This is a genomic window from Nocardia mexicana NBRC 108244, from assembly GCF_001613165.1.
Classification (GTDB): domain Bacteria; phylum Actinomycetota; class Actinomycetes; order Mycobacteriales; family Mycobacteriaceae; genus Nocardia; species Nocardia mexicana.
Window position 1 is genome coordinate 1 of sequence record NZ_BDBV01000048.1, and the last position, 15,728, is coordinate 15,728.

General features: G+C 69.8%; 15 protein-coding genes and 1 other RNA gene. 7 read left to right on the forward strand and 9 right to left on the reverse strand.

All coding sequences use genetic code 11. From position 1 onward, the window contains the following. Positions 1–264: 264 nt before the first annotated feature. Positions 265–705 carry an OsmC family protein gene (locus NM1_RS19725; protein WP_068021653.1) on the reverse strand — a complete coding sequence of 147 codons (441 nt, stop codon included), beginning with the start codon at positions 703–705 and terminating at the stop codon, positions 265–267. A gap of 249 nt (positions 706–954) precedes the next feature. On the opposite strand from NM1_RS19725, the gene NM1_RS19730 reads away from it, so the two are divergent. Both NM1_RS19730 and NM1_RS19735 read left to right on the forward strand, forming a co-directional pair. Further along, positions 955–1,692 (forward strand): zinc ribbon domain-containing protein, encoded by a 738-nt coding sequence (locus tag NM1_RS19730; RefSeq protein WP_068021655.1) that lies wholly within the window; start codon positions 955–957, stop codon positions 1,690–1,692. Between the two features lie 11 nt (positions 1,693–1,703). After that, positions 1,704–2,882 (forward strand): bifunctional RNase H/acid phosphatase, encoded by a 1,179-nt coding sequence (locus NM1_RS19735; protein WP_068021678.1) that lies wholly within the window; start codon positions 1,704–1,706, stop codon positions 2,880–2,882. Between the two features lie 188 nt (positions 2,883–3,070). Here the strand turns inward: NM1_RS19735 and NM1_RS19740 are convergent, their stop codons facing one another. From NM1_RS19740 to NM1_RS19755, 4 genes are all read right to left on the reverse strand, one after another. Continuing rightward, complete coding sequence (locus tag NM1_RS19740; RefSeq protein WP_068021657.1) at positions 3,071–3,589, reverse strand: TrmH family RNA methyltransferase; 519 nt, start codon at positions 3,587–3,589, stop codon at positions 3,071–3,073. A 250-nt stretch (positions 3,590–3,839) separates the two neighbouring features. Further along, positions 3,840–4,310 (reverse strand): GNAT family N-acetyltransferase, encoded by a 471-nt coding sequence (locus tag NM1_RS19745; protein WP_068021659.1) that lies wholly within the window; start codon positions 4,308–4,310, stop codon positions 3,840–3,842. A 44-nt stretch (positions 4,311–4,354) separates the two neighbouring features. After that, positions 4,355–5,242: an alpha/beta hydrolase gene (locus NM1_RS19750; RefSeq protein ID WP_068021661.1), complete on the reverse strand. Its 888-nt coding sequence runs from the start codon at positions 5,240–5,242 to the stop codon at positions 4,355–4,357. 62 nt (positions 5,243–5,304) lie between these two features. Beyond that, positions 5,305–6,468, reverse strand: a complete 1,164-nt coding sequence (locus NM1_RS19755) for an alpha-hydroxy-acid oxidizing protein (RefSeq protein ID WP_068021663.1) — start codon at positions 6,466–6,468, stop codon at positions 5,305–5,307. A gap of 155 nt (positions 6,469–6,623) precedes the next feature. On the opposite strand from NM1_RS19755, the gene rnpB reads away from it, so the two are divergent. Then, an RNA gene (gene rnpB, locus NM1_RS19760) (RNase P RNA component class A) lies at positions 6,624–7,030 on the forward strand. A gap of 146 nt (positions 7,031–7,176) precedes the next feature. Here rnpB and NM1_RS19765 read toward each other — a convergent pair. After that, positions 7,177–7,377 (reverse strand): hypothetical protein, encoded by a 201-nt coding sequence (locus tag NM1_RS19765; RefSeq protein WP_068021665.1) that lies wholly within the window; start codon positions 7,375–7,377, stop codon positions 7,177–7,179. 482 nt (positions 7,378–7,859) lie between these two features. Between NM1_RS19765 and NM1_RS19770 the strand changes: the two genes are divergently transcribed. Next, positions 7,860–8,558 carry a phosphoribosylanthranilate isomerase gene (locus NM1_RS19770; protein WP_068021668.1) on the forward strand — a complete coding sequence of 233 codons (699 nt, stop codon included), beginning with the start codon at positions 7,860–7,862 and terminating at the stop codon, positions 8,556–8,558. Here NM1_RS19770 and NM1_RS19775 read toward each other — a convergent pair. Together NM1_RS19775 and NM1_RS19780 are read right to left on the reverse strand one after the other, a co-directional pair. Next, complete coding sequence (locus NM1_RS19775) at positions 8,497–9,363, reverse strand: DMT family transporter (protein WP_068021670.1); 867 nt, start codon at positions 9,361–9,363, stop codon at positions 8,497–8,499. The two genes, NM1_RS19770 and NM1_RS19775, sit on opposite strands and share 62 nt — an antisense overlap. A gap of 4 nt (positions 9,364–9,367) precedes the next feature. Next, entirely contained in the window at positions 9,368–10,681 is a 1,314-nt protein-coding gene (locus tag NM1_RS19780) for a prenyltransferase/squalene oxidase repeat-containing protein (RefSeq protein ID WP_147289003.1), read from the reverse strand. A gap of 443 nt (positions 10,682–11,124) precedes the next feature. On the opposite strand from NM1_RS19780, the gene NM1_RS43565 reads away from it, so the two are divergent. Next, positions 11,125–12,531, forward strand: coding sequence for an alpha/beta fold hydrolase (locus tag NM1_RS43565; RefSeq protein ID WP_211339415.1), 1,407 nt, complete (start codon positions 11,125–11,127; stop codon positions 12,529–12,531). A 168-nt stretch (positions 12,532–12,699) separates the two neighbouring features. Here NM1_RS43565 and NM1_RS19790 read toward each other — a convergent pair whose 3' ends face one another. Further along, complete coding sequence (locus NM1_RS19790) at positions 12,700–13,734, reverse strand: saccharopine dehydrogenase family protein (RefSeq protein ID WP_068021673.1); 1,035 nt, start codon at positions 13,732–13,734, stop codon at positions 12,700–12,702. Positions 13,735–13,887: 153 nt separating this feature from the next. On the opposite strand from NM1_RS19790, the gene NM1_RS19795 reads away from it, so the two are divergent. Next, entirely contained in the window at positions 13,888–14,793 is a 906-nt protein-coding gene (locus NM1_RS19795) for an AraC family transcriptional regulator (protein WP_068021675.1), read from the forward strand. Positions 14,794–14,915: 122 nt separating this feature from the next. Continuing rightward, on the forward strand, positions 14,916–15,728 hold an 813-nt coding region (locus NM1_RS19800; protein ID WP_068021677.1), incomplete at its 3' end, for a slipin family protein.

Here is a 15,728-nt window from a genome sequence, read left to right on the forward strand (position 1 = left end):
GGGAATGAGTGTGGTGTGCGGGAATGAGTGTGGTGTGCGGGGATGAGTGTGGTGTGCGGGGATGAGTGTGGTGTGCGGGGATGAGTGTGGTGTGCGGGGATGAGTGTGGTGTGCGGGGATGACTGTGGTGTGGCGGGAGCGAGGGGATGAGGGCGTCTCGAGTTTGCACTCGGTCGCGCCGATAGCTGGGAGGTGAGAGGAGGGGCTCGGCCGGTCGAATGCATGCGAACGGGCTGGGCGGGCGGGTCCGTGGTGAAGGCGTTGTTATTCCGGTGTGGTGATGGTGGGTTCGTGGGCTACCGGGAAGTTCATCGAGTTGGCGATGAAGCAGCGCTTGTGGGCCTCGGTGTGTAGGTCGCGGGCGGTATCGGCGAGCGCGGAGTCGGTGATCGTGACCTGCGGGCGGAGTGTGACCTGTAGGAAACGCTGGTTGTTCATGGTGCCCTCGGCGGTGTCGCGGTAGTCGGTGACGACGATGCCCGCCTCGGTGCACAGGTGCAGGAACCACAGCATGTGGCATTCGGACAGCGACGCGACCAGCAGCAGCTCCGGATTCCAGCGGGTGGCATCGCCGCGACCGACGACCGGGTCGGCACTGCTCGGCAGCGGCGGGCGGCCGGGCGCGAGCACCTCGTGGTTGCGGGAGTACGAGCGATAGTCGGTGGTCGCTCCGCTCCAGGCGACCTCCACCTCATAACGATGCATGAGAACGACCCTGCCACATCGTCCGATTCGCCCGCCCGGAGTTTTCGGACCGCCCGCTGGGCGTACCTCCGCATCCGCTCCGGCCGTGCGCGGCCCGAGGACGACTGCGCCGACCGTGCCGATCAGTCGGACGAGCAAGGCGGGGTTGGCAGGAATCGCGTGCGCGGCGGAGTACGGTTGAACTTCGATGTCGGTCGCCCGACCGGGCCGCCGCCGAACCGTCCACAGTGCCGAGGAGTAAGTTCCGCGTTGAATGTCGAACCACCGATCCAGGCCAAGCTGCTCGACCTCGCCGCCGTCGACGCCGAGCTGACGCGGATCGAACACCGTCGCAAGGTGCTGCCCGAGGAGCAGGAGGTCCAGCGGCTGGAGGAGGAGCGCACCGCGCGCAAGGACGCGGCGGTGAAGGTCGAAATCATGATCGATGATCTCGACCGCGACATCCGCAAGCTGGAGACCGAGGTCGACGGCGTCCGCAAGCGCGAGGAGCGCGACAAGGGCATGCTCGACAGCGGGAGCGTGGCCGCCAAGCAGCTGTCGGAGCTGCAGCACGAGCTCGGCAGCCTGCAGCGGCGCCGCACGGTGCTCGAGGACGACATGCTCGAGGTGATGGAGCGCCGCGAGGCGGCCGTCGCCGATCATCAGCACGCCGGGGCCAACCTGTCGAAGGCCGAACAGGACCTGGAGGAGGCGCAGCGCCGCCGCGGCGAGGCGCTGGCCGACCTCGAGGTCGCGGCCCAGCGCTGCGCCGCCGACCGTGAGCAGCTGGTCACCCAGTTCGCGCCGGACCTGCTGGCGATCTACGACAAGCAGCGCGCCCAGCACGGTGTGGGCGCCGCGCTGCTGCAGGCCCGCCGCTGCGGCGCCTGCCGCATCGAGCTCGATCGCGGCGAGATCGCCCGCATCGCCAAAACCGCCCCGGAGGTCGTGGTGCGCTGCCCGGAATGCAGCGCAATCCTGGTGCGCACCAAGCAGTCCGGGTTGTGAGCTCCGGCGCGATGACCAAGGTGATCGTCGAGGCCGACGGCGGCTCGCGGGGAAATCCGGGGCCCGCCGGATACGGTGCGGTGGTGTGGGATTCCGGCCATGCGCAGGTATTGGCCGAGCGGAGGGAGTATCTCGGAGTCGCCACCAACAATGTCGCCGAATATCGCGGGCTGATAGCGGGTTTGGAGGCGTCGGCCGAGCTGGGCGCCCGCGAGGTCGACGTCCGGATGGACTCCAAGCTCGTGGTGGAACAGATGTCGGGCCGCTGGAAGGTCAAGCACGCGGCCATGATTCCGCTTGCCGATCGAGCCCGGCGGCTGGTCGCCGGATTCGACCGGGTCGAGTTCGAATGGATTCCGCGCGCCGAGAATTCGCACGCAGACCGCCTCGCCAACGAGGCGATGGACGACGCCGACGTGGTCGCCGAGGTGCGCGCCGCGGAGGAGGCGGGGCACACGGCGGCCCCCGAGACGCGACCGAAAACGGCTGCGACGCACGAGCATACCGCGGCGTTGCAGAGCACGACGGAATCTGCCGGAACGAAATCGGACGCCGCGCCCGGCTGGACCGGGGCGCGGGGCCGTCCCACTCGGCTGTTGCTGCTGCGACACGGGCAGACGGAACTGTCTGTGCAGCGGCGGTATTCGGGGCGGGGTAATCCGCCGCTGACCGCGCTGGGCCGGGAGCAGGCGGCGCGGGCGGCGAAATACCTTGCGGCGAAGGGAGATATCGCGGCGGTCGTCACCTCGCCGCTGGGGCGCGCGCGGGAAACGGCCGACGCCGCGGCGCAGGCTCTCGACGTGCCGGTGAAGGTGCTCGACGGGCTGATCGAGACCGATTTCGGCGAGTGGGAGGGCCTGACGTTCTCCGAAGCGGCACAGCGGGATCCGGAGCTGCACGCGCGGTGGCTGGGCGATCCGTCGCTGCCCGCGCCCGGCGGCGAGAGCTTCGACCAGGTGCGCGAGCGGGTGGAGGCGGTTCGCCGGGACCTGGTGGCGCTGTACCCCGGCCGGAACGTCGTGGTCGTCAGCCACGTCACCCCGATCAAGACGCTGCTGCAGCTGGCGCTGGGCGTCGGCCCGTCCCTGCTCTACCGCCTGCACCTGGACCTGGCCTCGCTGTCGACGGCCGAGTTCTACCCCGACGGCGGCTCCTCGGTCCGCCTGGTCAACGACACCTCCTACCTGTAACCCGGCTCGACTCCACACAGCCCTGCCGACGGCACGCGCTCCCGCCTGCCCGAGCCGGGCCGCTGAGCCGCCGACCTCCGTCGTCCCGGGCAGCCTTCCTCTGTCATGCGGGCGGCTGTTCTTCCGTCATTCAGGCATGCTTTCGGCCGGGATCCATTGGTGGACATGGTGTCGAAAGAGGTTGGGGCTCAGCACAACCCGGCCAGTTTGTAGAGGACCAGGGATCCCGCGACTGCCACGTTGAGGCTGTGGCCGGTGCCGACCATGGGGATCTCCACCGCCAGGTCCAGACGTTCCAGGCCCTCCGGCGGGATCCCGGAACCCTCGTTGCCGAGTACGACGATGGTGCGTCTGCGGGCCGCCGGAAGGTCGGCGAGCCGGACGGACTCGTCGGTCAGCTCCACGCCGACGACCGACGAGCCGCCGTGCCGCTGCCGATCGAGCCACCGATAGACGTTCCCGTCGATCCAGTGCACGCATTGCGGCTTCCGCAGGGTGTTCCCGCGGTCCAATGCCTCGGGCACCCAGGGTTTTCGGGGGACCGCCAGGCAGGCGCCGACGGCGTCGCAGGTGCGCAACAGCGTGCCCAGGTTCACGCCGTGTTTGGGCCACAGCGGCGCCGCGATCAGATGGTTCCAGCAGGTGTGCGCGCGTGGTCTGCGCTGGCGGCGGATCTCGGCGGGCGTGCGCGCCCGCACGGCGCTCACCGCGGAACGGGAAGACCCTTCCCGTGGGGGAGAACGGATTTCATCTCAGAGATGCTTCGCGGCGCATCGAGGCCATCGCCGGGGTGGACGCACGGAACCGTCCACCGATCCTGGTCCAGGGTACCTCCCTGGCGAGTATGCCTTGCGCTCGATGAACGGCGGCTGAAGATCAACCGGCCTGGACGGACACAATTCGCAGTGGGCCGTCGATAATTGCCGTCAGGCCTGTGTTCGTGTCCCCTCCGGCCGGTCACAATGCCCGGGCCATCTCGTATTCGATGCGCGGATCGCCGGGCGCATTCGGCCTGCGCTGCCCGGTTGCCACGAATCCCCGTCTGCGATACAGCTTTTCTGCGGGAGTGTTGCCGTCGAGCACCCACAGCCGCAGGTCCGCGTGCCCGCCGTCCCGCGCCCAGTCCGCGACCGTCTCGATCAGCCGGTCCGAGGTTCCCGTGCCCCGGGCGGCCGCGGCGACGAACATCGACACCAGCACGGCGAGGTCGTCCTCCAGCAATCCGCCCGCACAGCCGAGCACCTCGCTCTCGGCCTCGGCGACGAACAGCGTCCGGCCACCCGCCCACATCCGCCAGCGTCGCTCGTCCCACTGCGCGGCCTCGTCGTACGAGGTCGCGAAGGTTCCGGGCGCGGAACCGGCCAGCGCACCCAGCCGCGCGGCCCGAACGACCTGCCACTCTTCGGTACCCACCTGTCGCACGATCATGGTCCGATCGTGCCCCGCACCGCCCCGGCCGGGCAATCGAATTGCTACGGCCGCAGCACCGAGACCAGGAAATCGACCTGATCGTAGATGGCCTTTTCGAACCAGTCGTCGAAGTAGATGTCGAAATGCCCGATGGGATAGCGCTTCACGACGGCGTGCTTGGTGCGCTCGGCGGCCTTGAGCGTCGGGCCGACGGGAGCGACCGAATCGTTGTCGCAGATCGCGTACATCACCGGCACCTTGATGCCCTTGGTGCGCCGCCACGGCGAGTCGAACAGGGTCGACAGGCCGATGCGGGCGGCGACCTTGGGCTGGTACTGCTCGCTCTCCTCGGCTAGTCGGCCGAACCCCTCCGGTACGTCGGAGGCGCTCATCAGCGCCGAGGACCGCTTGCGCCCGGCCAGCCGCACGCCGACGGGTTTGCGCCGGATCGGCCCCACCAGCAGGTCGGTGGTCGCCACGGTGCCGGTCTTGAACAGGCTGATCGGCCCCTTCGCCCGCGCGGAGGCCCAGCCGCTGGTGAACGGGCACTGCGCGACGACGGCGGCCAGGTAGTCGTCCTCGTGCGCGATCGAGAGCACGTGCCCGCCGCCGAAGGAGGTGCCCCACAGGGCGATTCGGGTGGCGTCGAATCCGCGCAGCGTGCGGGCGAAGGCGATCGCGGCCCGCCAGTCCTCGCGCTGGCGGCCGATGTGGATCAGCTGGCGCGGCTTACCCCCGCTGGCCCCGAAATGCCGGTAATCGAAGACCAGCACACCCATTCCGGCGTTGACGAACCGGCGGGCGTAGCGGTCCAGCCCCATCTCCCGGTCGGCCCCCAGGCCGTGCGCCATGAGCACCAGCGGTCGCGGCTTCGGCGGCCCGTCCGGGCGATAGAGCCACGCTGCACACTGTTCGCTTCCCGACGGGAACCCCACCTCGACACGCTCCATGGCCGAATACCGTACTGCGTTGCGGAATCGGCCCGCGACCTGGATCCCTATCTTTTTCCGGATCAGTAATGAACGGTTCGGAGAGCGTCAGGTGTGAGGTGTTGCCGGGTGGGGTATCCGTCCACAGCCATCAGTAGATCCGCCTCGGCGAGCAGTGAACGGAGCACGTGCACGATGCCGTCGTCGCCGCCGAGCGCCAGGCCGTAGGCGTAGGGCCGCCCGATCCCGACCGCCGCCGCTCCGAGCGCGAGCGCCTTGACGATATCGGCGCCGCTGCGGACACCGGAATCGAACAGCACCGGCAGCCCGTCGGCGGCGGCCACGATCTCGGGGAGCACGTCCAGGGCGGCGAGACCGCCATTGGCTTGGCGGCCACCGTGATTCGAGCAGTAGATGCCGTCCACGCCGCCGTCGCGGGCCCGGCGGGCGTCGTCGGGGTGGCAGATGCCCTTCACGATCAGCGGCAGGTCGGTGAGTGAGCGCAGCCACGCCAGATCGTCCCAGCGCAGCGGGTTTCCGAACAGCTGGACCCAGCGCAGCACCGCCGCCGTCGGGTCCTCCTCGGGCGGGCGTGCCAGCCCGGCCCGGAACACCGGATCGGTGAGGTAGTTGGCCAGGCAGTGACCGCGCAGCTGCGGGAAGTTGCCGGTCGACAGGTCGCGCGGCCGCCAGCCGGTGACCCACGTGTCGAGCGTGACGACGATGCCGCGGAACCCGGCGCGTTCGGCGCGCTGCACCAGGCTGGCGGCCAGGTCTCGGTCGGTCGGCGTGTAGAGCTGGAAAAGCCCGGGGGTTTCACCGAATTCGGCCGCGACCTGCTCCATCGGATCCACCGACAGAGTGGAGGCGACCATCGGCACCCCGGTCCGCGCGGCGGCGCGGGCGGTGGCCAGATCGCCGTGCCCGTCCTGGGCGCACAGTCCGATCACGCCGATCGGAGCCATGAATACCGGTGCGGGCCACGTCGTCCCGAACAGGTCCACCGACAGGTCGCGCTGATCGGCGCCGACGAACATCCGCGGGATCAGGCCCCAGCGGTCGAAGGCGGCGACATTCGCGCGCTGGGTGCGCTCGTCCCCGGCGCCCCCGGCCACGTAGGACCACACCGAGGGCGGCAGCGCCGCCTCCGCGCGCTGCTCGAGCTCGGCGAAGGTCATCGGCAGCGCGGGGACGACCCCGCGCAGGCCGTTGAAGTAGATCTCGTTCTGATAGTCGCCGAACGCCACGCTGCCTCCCAATTCGTCCGTTGCGCCAGGATCATGTCACGTCATGGTGCGGCGCCCGGTCCGGGACGGCGTCGTCGTGCTGCCCGGCCCTTCGGCACGCACTCCCCGGGGGTCGTGAGCCCGGTGCGGCGGGTGCACGGCACAATGGACCGAGACGAGTCGGTCGGGCGACCGCGTCGGCAGGAACGGGCACGGCTGTGCCGCCGCCTGTCGCCGAGGAAAGTCCGGACTCCACAGAGCAGGGCGGTTGTTAACGGCAACCCGGGGTGACCCGCGGGACAGTGCCACAGAAAACAGACCGCTGGCGCGCGAGCGCCGGTAAGGGTGAAACGGTGCGGTAAGAGCGCACCAGCGCCCCGGGTGACCGGGGCGGCTCGGTAAACCCCGCCCGGAGCAAGGTCGAAGGCCGCATTCCCCGGAGTGCGGCTGCGCAGGTGTTCGAGGGCTGCTCGCCCGAGCCTGCGGGTGGACCGCTCGAGGTGCCCGGCGACGGTGCACCCAGATGGATGGTCGCCCCCGGCGCGAGCCGGGACAGGATCCGGCTTACAGACCGACTCGTCTCCACCCACGATCGAAACCCCGCGCCCGATGGACTTTGGACTCTGGACGGGTCGTGTCCGCTCCCGCAGGATCGTAGGAAGCCCGGAGATCAGCTGGCGGGGTGTCGGTTCAGGGGGAGTCATGACGTTCCCGCATCCCGCACGGGCGTCACAGGATGTCGGTGATGTCGTTGCCGTTCATCGTGATCCGGACCTCGCCCCCGCGGTCGACGATCGCACCCATCAGCGGCTCGATCGCCCCGATGAGCTGACCGAACGCGGGTGCGAATTCTTCGGTCATCTCCGCGGGAACGGTGAGCCGGAGGACATATTCGGTGGCCTGCTGCTCACCGTCGGCAGGGTTGGTCATGATGCCACCTTCACAGACGGGATGGTCGGTGTCTCGGCCAGGTGCGCATGTCGGCGATATTCGGCCCGGCGTCCGGCTTTCGAACCGGCTCGCCCCCCGAGTTCAGGGTCTCGCGCCCGGCCGCGGGACGGGCGCAGTATCGGGGGAGACGCGGGTGCGGAGTGCGAAAGACGCCGTATGGGGCCCGTGACGAGGGGCAGATGCCCCGGGCAGCTCGTAGCGACGGGCAGGCTAACCGGACCGGGGGGTGAAGTCGTGTCTCGGGTGTGATCAGAGTGTGATACCTCTCGGAGCCCCCGGGTATCCATACTGAGGGGGCATGCATCAACGTCGACGCAGCCGTGCGGTGAAACCGTCGGCACCGGAAGCCGGTCGTCAGGGCCGCTCCGGGCGGTCCGGTGCCTGGCACCGGCAGTACTAGCGATCCTTCTCCGGCGATAGCTCGCCGGATGCGGCACAGACTAGGCAGTATCGTGTGCCGGATGATCAACGTCCGAGCGAAGATTTGCGGTATCCGGAGCGAATCCGATCTCCGGGCCGTGGTCGCGGCTGACGCCGATGCGGCCGGATTCATCTCGGGCACAACACATTTCAGCGAGGACGTGCTGGACGCGGGGCACGCCCGGGGATTGTCGCGGCTGGTGCCCGCGTCGATGGAGCGGGTGTTGGTCACCCATCTCACCGAGGCCGACGAGGTGCTGCGTCTGGCCGACTACATCGAGGTGGACTGCATCCAGCTGCACGGCCTGATCACGCTGGACACCGTCCGCGCGGTGCGGGCGGGCGCGGCGGGGCGGCGGGTGATCCGCGCCGTGCACGTCACCGGCCCGCACGCGATCGGCGCGGCGGTGGCGGTGGCGCCCGATTGCGACGGGATCGTGCTGGATTCGCGATCGGCGGACCGGCTCGGCGGCACCGGCCGCACCCACGACTGGACGATCAGCGCCCGCATCGTCGACAAGCTCGCCAGCCTGGATTTCCCGGTGATGCTGGCCGGGGGCCTCAACCCCCGCAACGTTCGGACCGCGATCGAGGCCGTGCAGCCCTCCTGGGTCGACGTCAACTCCGGTGTCGACGGCCTCGGCGGCGACAAGGACGAGTCGGCCTGCGCCGGATTCGTCAGGGCGGCACATGGCGTCGAGGCGCCGACCGCTGCTCTAGCCCGACCGCCAGCAGAATGAGCACGCCCGCACCGACGGTCGCGGCGGTGAGCCGGGTGCCGGTGCACAGCGCGCCGACCAGCGCGGCCACCACCGCCTCGTTGAGCCCGATGATGCTGGCCGTCGCCGCGTCCAGCCACCGCAGCGCCTGCCAGTAGAGGGCGAACCCGGGCCCGAGCAGCAGGGCGCCCAAGCCGGCCAGTTCGGCCGCGACCACCGCGGAGGGCGGTTCGAGCACCAGCAGCGGACTGCCGGCGGTCCCGGCGAGCAACAGTTGCAGCCCGGCCGAGGTGATCGTGTTGTTGGCCGTGGCCTTTCGCGCGATCAGGCTGACCAGCGCCGCCACGCAGCCCGCGCTGGCGAGCGCCAGCAGGCAGCCGAGCACCGCCGAACTCGCCCCCGCATCGGTCGCGGGGCGTCCGGTGACCAGCCAGATCGCGATCGCGACCAGAATCAGCTCGAGCAGCACCGGCACGGTGGGCGGCCGCCGCCCGCGCAGCAGGGCCACGGTGATGATCAGCACGGGGGCGGTCAGGTGCAGGGCGACCACCACCGGCAGCGGGCCGATCCGCAGCGCGGCGACGTAGAGTGCCAGGTTCGCCGCCTCCAGGGCGCCCAGCCGGGCGTACAGTGCGGGCTGCGCGGTGAGCGTCTCCCACGGCCGCTCCCCGCACAGCCGGGCCAGGATCAGCAGCGTCACGGCGCCGCCCAGCGCCACCAGGCCCGCCGTGGTGGGCGCCGCGACCGCGGCCAGCAGTGCGCTGGAGGTGCCCCACAGGCAGGTCACGGCCACCATCAGGGTGAGGGGAGCCAGCGGGGCGGTCACGACACTAGGTGAGCAGGAACGAGATCACCGGCAGCACCAGCGCGGTGAACCCGGCGAATACGGTGGCGGCCACCCGCCGCTTCGGCAGCCGCGGAAATCGGGTCGCGAGCCCGCAGAAGGTGCCGAGCGCGATCAGTAGCGTGCCCCACACCACCAGCGCCCGGCTGGCGATCTTGCCGAGGGCGTCGTCGAAGCCGAAGGCCAGGCCGAATACGGTCGCCCCCGCGGCGGCGCCGAGCACCAGCAGCACCTCGCCCGCGGACGAATTCATCAGCATGGGACGGCCGCGCACCGTGGCCACCGTCTGCGGATCGGTGTGGTGGGCGCCGTCGGCGCGGCAGATCTCGTCGTACACCTTCGCCGGATTGACCCGCTCGTTGATCGCGGGCCGCACCTGCAGCAGGGCCTCCAGTGCCTGCGTGGTGGCGTAGGAGGTGACCGGGCCCTCGGCCGAGATGCGGAATCCACCCCGGTAGATGGCCAGCGCGTCCACCTCCTGCATATCCAGCAGTTCGACCATGGCGGCGCGGACCGCGGGATCGAAGATGGTGCGGCTGTCGGCGGACACCACCGCGCCGATGGCCAGGTGCAGGGTGATGTGGCGCCAGGTGTCGACGAGGTCGTCGCGGCGGAAGATCTCGGTCTCGATCTCGCATTCGGAGCGGCGCAGGCCGGTCATCAGCCGCTGCACCGCCAGTGTGCAGGCGCGTTCGGCGCGCTTGTCGCCGATGGCGATGATCTCCGGGCGCGACAGCACGCTCGCGATGTGCGCCGCGGCGTACATCGGCAGCGTCCGCGGCTCCTGGTACACCGCGGAGACCAGATAGGCGATGCCGTGCGAGATCGCCTGCTGCCGTTCGCCGTCGAAGGCGCCCTCGGCGATCAACGCCAGCACCGCGGCGGCGGTGGCGGTGATGGACACCGGGCCCAGGAAGCCGGACATCCGCCAGCCGCCGGTTTCCGAATCCTGCTGGTCGAGCAGTGACCGGATGCCCTCCACCACACCGGAATCGGATTCGTCGACGCCCAGGCAGCGCAGCGCGCGCACCCGCCACGCCACGTCTATCGGGGTGCGGAAGTACCACTCGTCGCCAACGGGGCGCTGCACCACCGTCATTCGGACGAGGGCGGCGACCTTCTCGGGCCGGGGGATCTCGCAGCCGGCGCGGTGCAGCATGCAGACCACCTCGGCGGTGTTCTGTGGATTCGGCGGCACATCGGGAATCCAGCCCCAGCCGGCGCCGCCGCTGAGGTGCGGGATCTGGCTGCCGCGCAGCCATTCCACCGCCATCCGGATGCGCTCGTCAATGTTCGACACTGCCCTTCCGCCCTTTGGAACGCGCCCCGCACACTCGCCGATGGGGCGCTGGTAACTGCCACGTTACTCGGATGGTCCGACAATCGGAGCAATCTGACGAACGCCCGAATGAGTTGGTGGCGGCCATGTTTCGTTTACATATCATGGACGGATCGGTCTGCTGAGATTTGGTGTTCGGCGCCAATTCGGCAGGGGGCGAAAGAGTTCCGGGATGGGGGTTCGGGGCGGCTTGCGGTATCGATGGAAGCCGTGTATCACGGTGCGGCACAGGGTGGTTGGCTGTGTTACGGGATCAGATCCGGTCTGCGCTCGAATTGCAATCTCCGTGCACGCCGGATCCGGTGCATTCGGGGTCGCGGTCAGTTCTGGTCGGCGAGACTTCGCCGGATATTTGCGTGCCCAGAAAATATGCGGGACACGCACATTCGCGCGTACGGTGGGTTATGGCCTTCGTACCGGGGCTGCGGGAACGGAAGAAGCTGGCGACACAGCAGGCGCTCGGCTGCGCCGCGATCGGGCTCGCGATGGAGCGGGGGCTGGAGAACGTTCTCGTCGAGGATATCGCGGCGGCCGCCGACGTGTCGCCGCGCACGTTCAACAACTATTTCGCGAGCAAGACCGAGGCCATCTGCTCGATCGCCGTGGACCAGGCGCGGCGGATCGCCGAAACGCTGCGCGAGCGCCCGGTGACCGAACCGCTGTGGTCGGCGATCATCCATGCGGTGCTGCGGGAATTCGACGACAGCGCCATCCCGAACGACACCTGGCGAGCAGGGGTCCGGCTGATCACGAATCACCCTGCCCTGCAGGGCGAATACCGCCGGGCGCAGGGATTGATCCAGGAGGCGCTGGCGGCCGCGATCGCCGAGCGCACCGGGCGGGCCGCCGCGGCCGACATGTATCCGCGCGTGGCCGCGGGCGCCGTCGCGGCCGCGCTCGACGTCGCCGCCACCCGATGGATCGAGTCCGAAAGCTCCACCGCCATCCTGCCTTTCGTCCGCGAGGCGCTGCGGCAGCTGACCCTGATGCACTGGGAGTTCCCGATGGACGTGCCCACCTCCCACACCCTGGCCGTGCCGGGGGCGACGCTGTACTACGAGATCCGGGGGAGCGGCCCGCTGCTGCTGCTCGTTCCCGGCGGCAACGGGGATGCGGGCACCTTCGGCCCGGTCGCCGCGCTGCTAGCCGACCGATACACGGTGGTTTCCTATGACCGGCGCGGTTTTTCGCGCAGCCCGTGTGAGGGCGAACCGCAGCGGCGGGTGGATCTGGATGCCGAGGACGCCGCGCGGCTGCTGACCCACCTCGCCGCCGAGCCCGCCGCCGTGCTGGGGAGCAGTTCGGGCGCGATCGTCGCCCTGGAACTGCTGATCCGGTACCCCGAGCGGATCCGCACGCTGGTGGCGCACGAGCCGCCGCTGGCGGGCCTGCTGCCGGACAGCGCGCGATGGTTCGCCCTCTTCGACGACGTCCGCGAGACGGGGCGGCGAGAGGGGGAACTGGTCGCGATGGCGAAATTCGCTGCCGGAGTGGGACTGCAGGGCCCGCCCCCGGCCGCCGGTCCCTCCGATCAGTCGGCGCGGATCCAGCGGAATCTGCGGTTGTGGATGGATCAGGAGCTCGACCGGTTCCCACGCCACGACCTCGACGTCGAGGCACTGCGGCCGGAGGTCGGCAAGCTCGTGCTCGCCGTCGGCGCGGATTCCGGGGACGCCTTCGCCGCGCGCCCCAATGCCGTTCTCGCCCAACGGCTGGGGCTGCGGCTCACGGAATTCCCCGGCCACCACATCGGCTACCTCACCCACCCGGCCGACTTCGCCGACCAGGTGGTGAAGACCCTGCGGAGCTGAGGGGCCGGTACGGCAACAGCGCTCGGTTCGCCACCGTCATCCACGTATGCCACTGCCATCCCGGTACACCACCGTCATCCCGGCATGCTTTCGGCCGGGATCATCACCTCGGTCGCAGTGGATTCCGTCCGAGAGCACGCCGGAACGGCGGTGCGTGCTGTTGCCGTTCTAGCCGTTCGTGATATCGACCTGCCAGTCCACGTCCTCCGACTTCAGGAAGTCGAGGAAGTCCGCCGGATCGAAGACCTCGGCCGGGGCCCGTGCGCCGGTCGGTGCGTCGCCTTCGGCGAGGCGGCGCGCCCCTTCGACGGCGATCACGCCGGTGAGTCGGTAGCCATCCGTGCCGCTGACCCAGCCGCGGGCGCTGGAGCCATCCGGTGCCGTGGCCTCGGCCAGCATCAGCCAGCGGCTGACGCGGCGCTCCTCCTCACCGACGGCGACCGGGATCGTATCGACGACCTCGGGGGTCAGGCCCGTGAAGAGGTCGGCGACCTCGGTGCGGATCGCGCTGCGCACCGCCCGCGCCCGGACATGGCGCGGGATGGTGACCACACCCGGGAGCCCGAACCCGCTGACCCGCACCGGATTCGGCTCCCCGGGCGGGACGATCGGCTCCGGCGCGGAATCGCTCGCCGGGTGCCAGTCGTCGTCGGTGTACTCGAGCGCCCGGCGGCCGAAGACGCCCGCCATCGAGCGGGCGGTGCCGCGGGAGACGCCGCCGGGCAGACGCAGATCGGCGATGACCAATTCGTCGACGGCGGGCAGGCGCGCGGCGGTGAGATGGGCGATCAGGTCGCCCGGCCCGCCGTCGTCGGCCAGGGCGGGGACCACGGTGACTCCCGCGCGTTCCGCGTCGGGGCCGAAGCGCTGCAGGATCTCGTGGATGTAGTGCTGTTCACCGGAGGTGTCGACGTAGTGGCATCCGGCGGCGATGGCCGCGCGGACGACCGGCTCACCCCACAGCGCGAAGGGTCCGGCGCAGTTCACGACGGCCGCGCATCCGGCGAATGCGGTTGCCAGCGCCGGGATGTCGTCGAGTCCGGCGACGCGAATGTCGGGTTCGGGTATTCCGGCCTCGGCCGCAGCGGTACGCAGTCGCGAGGCGTCGCGGCCGACCAGGACCGGATCGATACCGCGGCGGTGCAATTCGGCGACGGCGAAACCGCCGGTGAATCCGGTGGCGCCGTAGACGGCAATTCTCATGGGTGACCACTCCGTAGTCGGTTCGAGGGGCCGGACGGGCGTCGGGCCCACGAATGCGACGCTACGCACGGCCGATCGGACGATCCATATCTGTTGTGCCGGAGAAGATGTCTGATCGTCCGGTCCTTCTCGACCTCCAAGTACTATCGGACTGTGGATGTTCTCAGCGACGCCGTCGCTGCCATGCGGATCGGCAGACCGCACTCCTCGCGGACGGAGAACCGTGCGCCGTGGGGTGTTCGCTTCGCCCCGCAGGAAGGCGCCGGGTTTCACGTCGTGCTGCAGGGGTCGTGCTGGCTGATTCCGGTGCGGGGCACGCCGATTCACCTCGAGGTCGGCGATGTGGCGTTCCTGCCCCGGGAGCTCGGCCACTCGATCGCCGACAGCCTGGATACCCCGCTGGTGGAGGCGGAGCAGTCGGCGGGGGATCCGACGTGGCTTCCGGCGGTCACGACATCGTCGGGTCCGGTAACCGTATTGCTGTGTGGCGCTTACCGTCTGGACCAGAGCCGACTGCATCCGCTCCTGGCCGAGCTGCCCGATGTCGTCCACCTGCCCGCCCGCCTCGGGCGCCATCGGTCACTGCGCGATGCGATCGAACTGCTCGGGCGGGAGCTGGATACGGACGCGCCGGGCGGGTCCGGTGCGGTCGCCGCATTGCTGGAGGTGTTGTTGCTCTACCTGCTGCGGGCATGGCATCAGGAGCAGTCGGCAACCTCGGGGTGGAGTGCGGCGTTGCGCGACAGCGCGATCCGCTCGGCGCTGCAGGCCGTCCACCGTGATCCCGCCGCGCCGTGGACGGTGAAATCGCTCGGCGCGCAGGCGGGCTCGTCGCGTTCGACGTTCGCGCACCGTTTCACCGCCACGGTCGGAGTAAGCCCGCAGGCCTACCTGACGTGGTGGCGGATGACGGTGGCGGCCCGCATGCTGCGCGATACCGACGAGACCCTGCGGGTGATCGCGGCCCGCTGCGGATACACCTCCGAGTACGCCTTCGCCAAGGCCTTCAAACGCGAATTCGGCACGGCGCCGGGCCGTTTCCGCAACCGAGCCGCGTGAGACCTGTCAGCGGGGGTTGATCCTCGCAGAACCGTTCTCGCCGGGCGGGCGTCGCGGTGCCATGATCGATGTATACCGAGCTCGGACGCAGTATGCCGGGCGCTTCGCATGGTGGTGCGGACATGGACGCGATAGCGATTCTGGGGTTTGTGGTGGCGGCCGGGGTGGCGTTCGGCGGCATTGTCGTCGGGGCGGGGCTGCGGGTGGTCGAACAGTACGAGCGCGGCCTGGTTTTCCGGTTCGGGCGGGTGCGGGCGGTGCGCGATCCCGGGCTGCGGGTGCTCATTCCGGGGGTGGACAAGATGCGCAAGGTGCCGATGCGGATCGTCACCATGCCGGTGCCGGGGCAGGAGGGCATCACCCGCGACAACGTGACGGTGCGGGTCGACGCGGTGGTGTACTTCCGGGTGATCGATCCGGTGCAGGCGGTGGTCGAGGTGCAGGACTACCTGTTCGCCGTCGCGCAGGTGGCGCAGACCTCGCTGCGGTCGATCATCGGGAAGAGCGATCTGGACGATCTGCTGTCGAACCGGGAGCAGTTGAACAAGGGCCTGGAGTTGATGATCGACAGCCCCGCGATCGGGTGGGGCGTGCACATCGACCGGGTGGAGATCAAGGATGTGGCGCTGCCGGAATCGCTGAAGCGGTCGATGTCGCGGCAGGCGGAGGCCGAGCGCGAGCGCCGCGCCCGCATCATCACCGCCGAGGGGGAACTGCAGGCGTCCCGGAAGCTGGCCGAAGCGGGAAACCGGATGGCCTCGGCGCCCGCGGCCCTGCAGCTACGGCTGCTACAGACCGTGGTCGAGGTTGCGGCGGAAAAGAATTCGACGCTGGTACTGCCGTTCCCGGTGGAGCTGCTGCGCTTCCTGGAACGATCGACCCCACCGGATCCCGGCCAAAAGCACGCCGGGAATGTAGAGGGTGGTGACGCCGGG

Bases quoted from the DNA above. Each gene is read 5' to 3' on its own strand.
- NM1_RS19725 (WP_068021653.1), bottom strand. From the start codon at position 705: ATGCATCGTTATGAGGTGGAGGTCGCCTGGAGCGGAGCGACCACCGAC.
- NM1_RS19735 (WP_068021678.1), top strand. From the start codon at position 1,704: ATGACCAAGGTGATCGTCGAGGCCGACGGCGGCTCGCGGGGAAATCCG.
- NM1_RS19745 (WP_068021659.1), bottom strand. From the start codon at position 4,310: ATGATCGTGCGACAGGTGGGTACCGAAGAGTGGCAGGTCGTTCGGGCC.
- NM1_RS19750 (WP_068021661.1), bottom strand. From the start codon at position 5,242: ATGGAGCGTGTCGAGGTGGGGTTCCCGTCGGGAAGCGAACAGTGTGCA.
- NM1_RS19765 (WP_068021665.1), bottom strand. From the start codon at position 7,377: ATGACCAACCCTGCCGACGGTGAGCAGCAGGCCACCGAATATGTCCTC.
- NM1_RS19770 (WP_068021668.1), top strand. From the start codon at position 7,860: ATGATCAACGTCCGAGCGAAGATTTGCGGTATCCGGAGCGAATCCGAT.
- NM1_RS43565 (WP_211339415.1), top strand. From the start codon at position 11,125: ATGGCCTTCGTACCGGGGCTGCGGGAACGGAAGAAGCTGGCGACACAG.
- NM1_RS19790 (WP_068021673.1), bottom strand. From the start codon at position 13,734: ATGAGAATTGCCGTCTACGGCGCCACCGGATTCACCGGCGGTTTCGCC.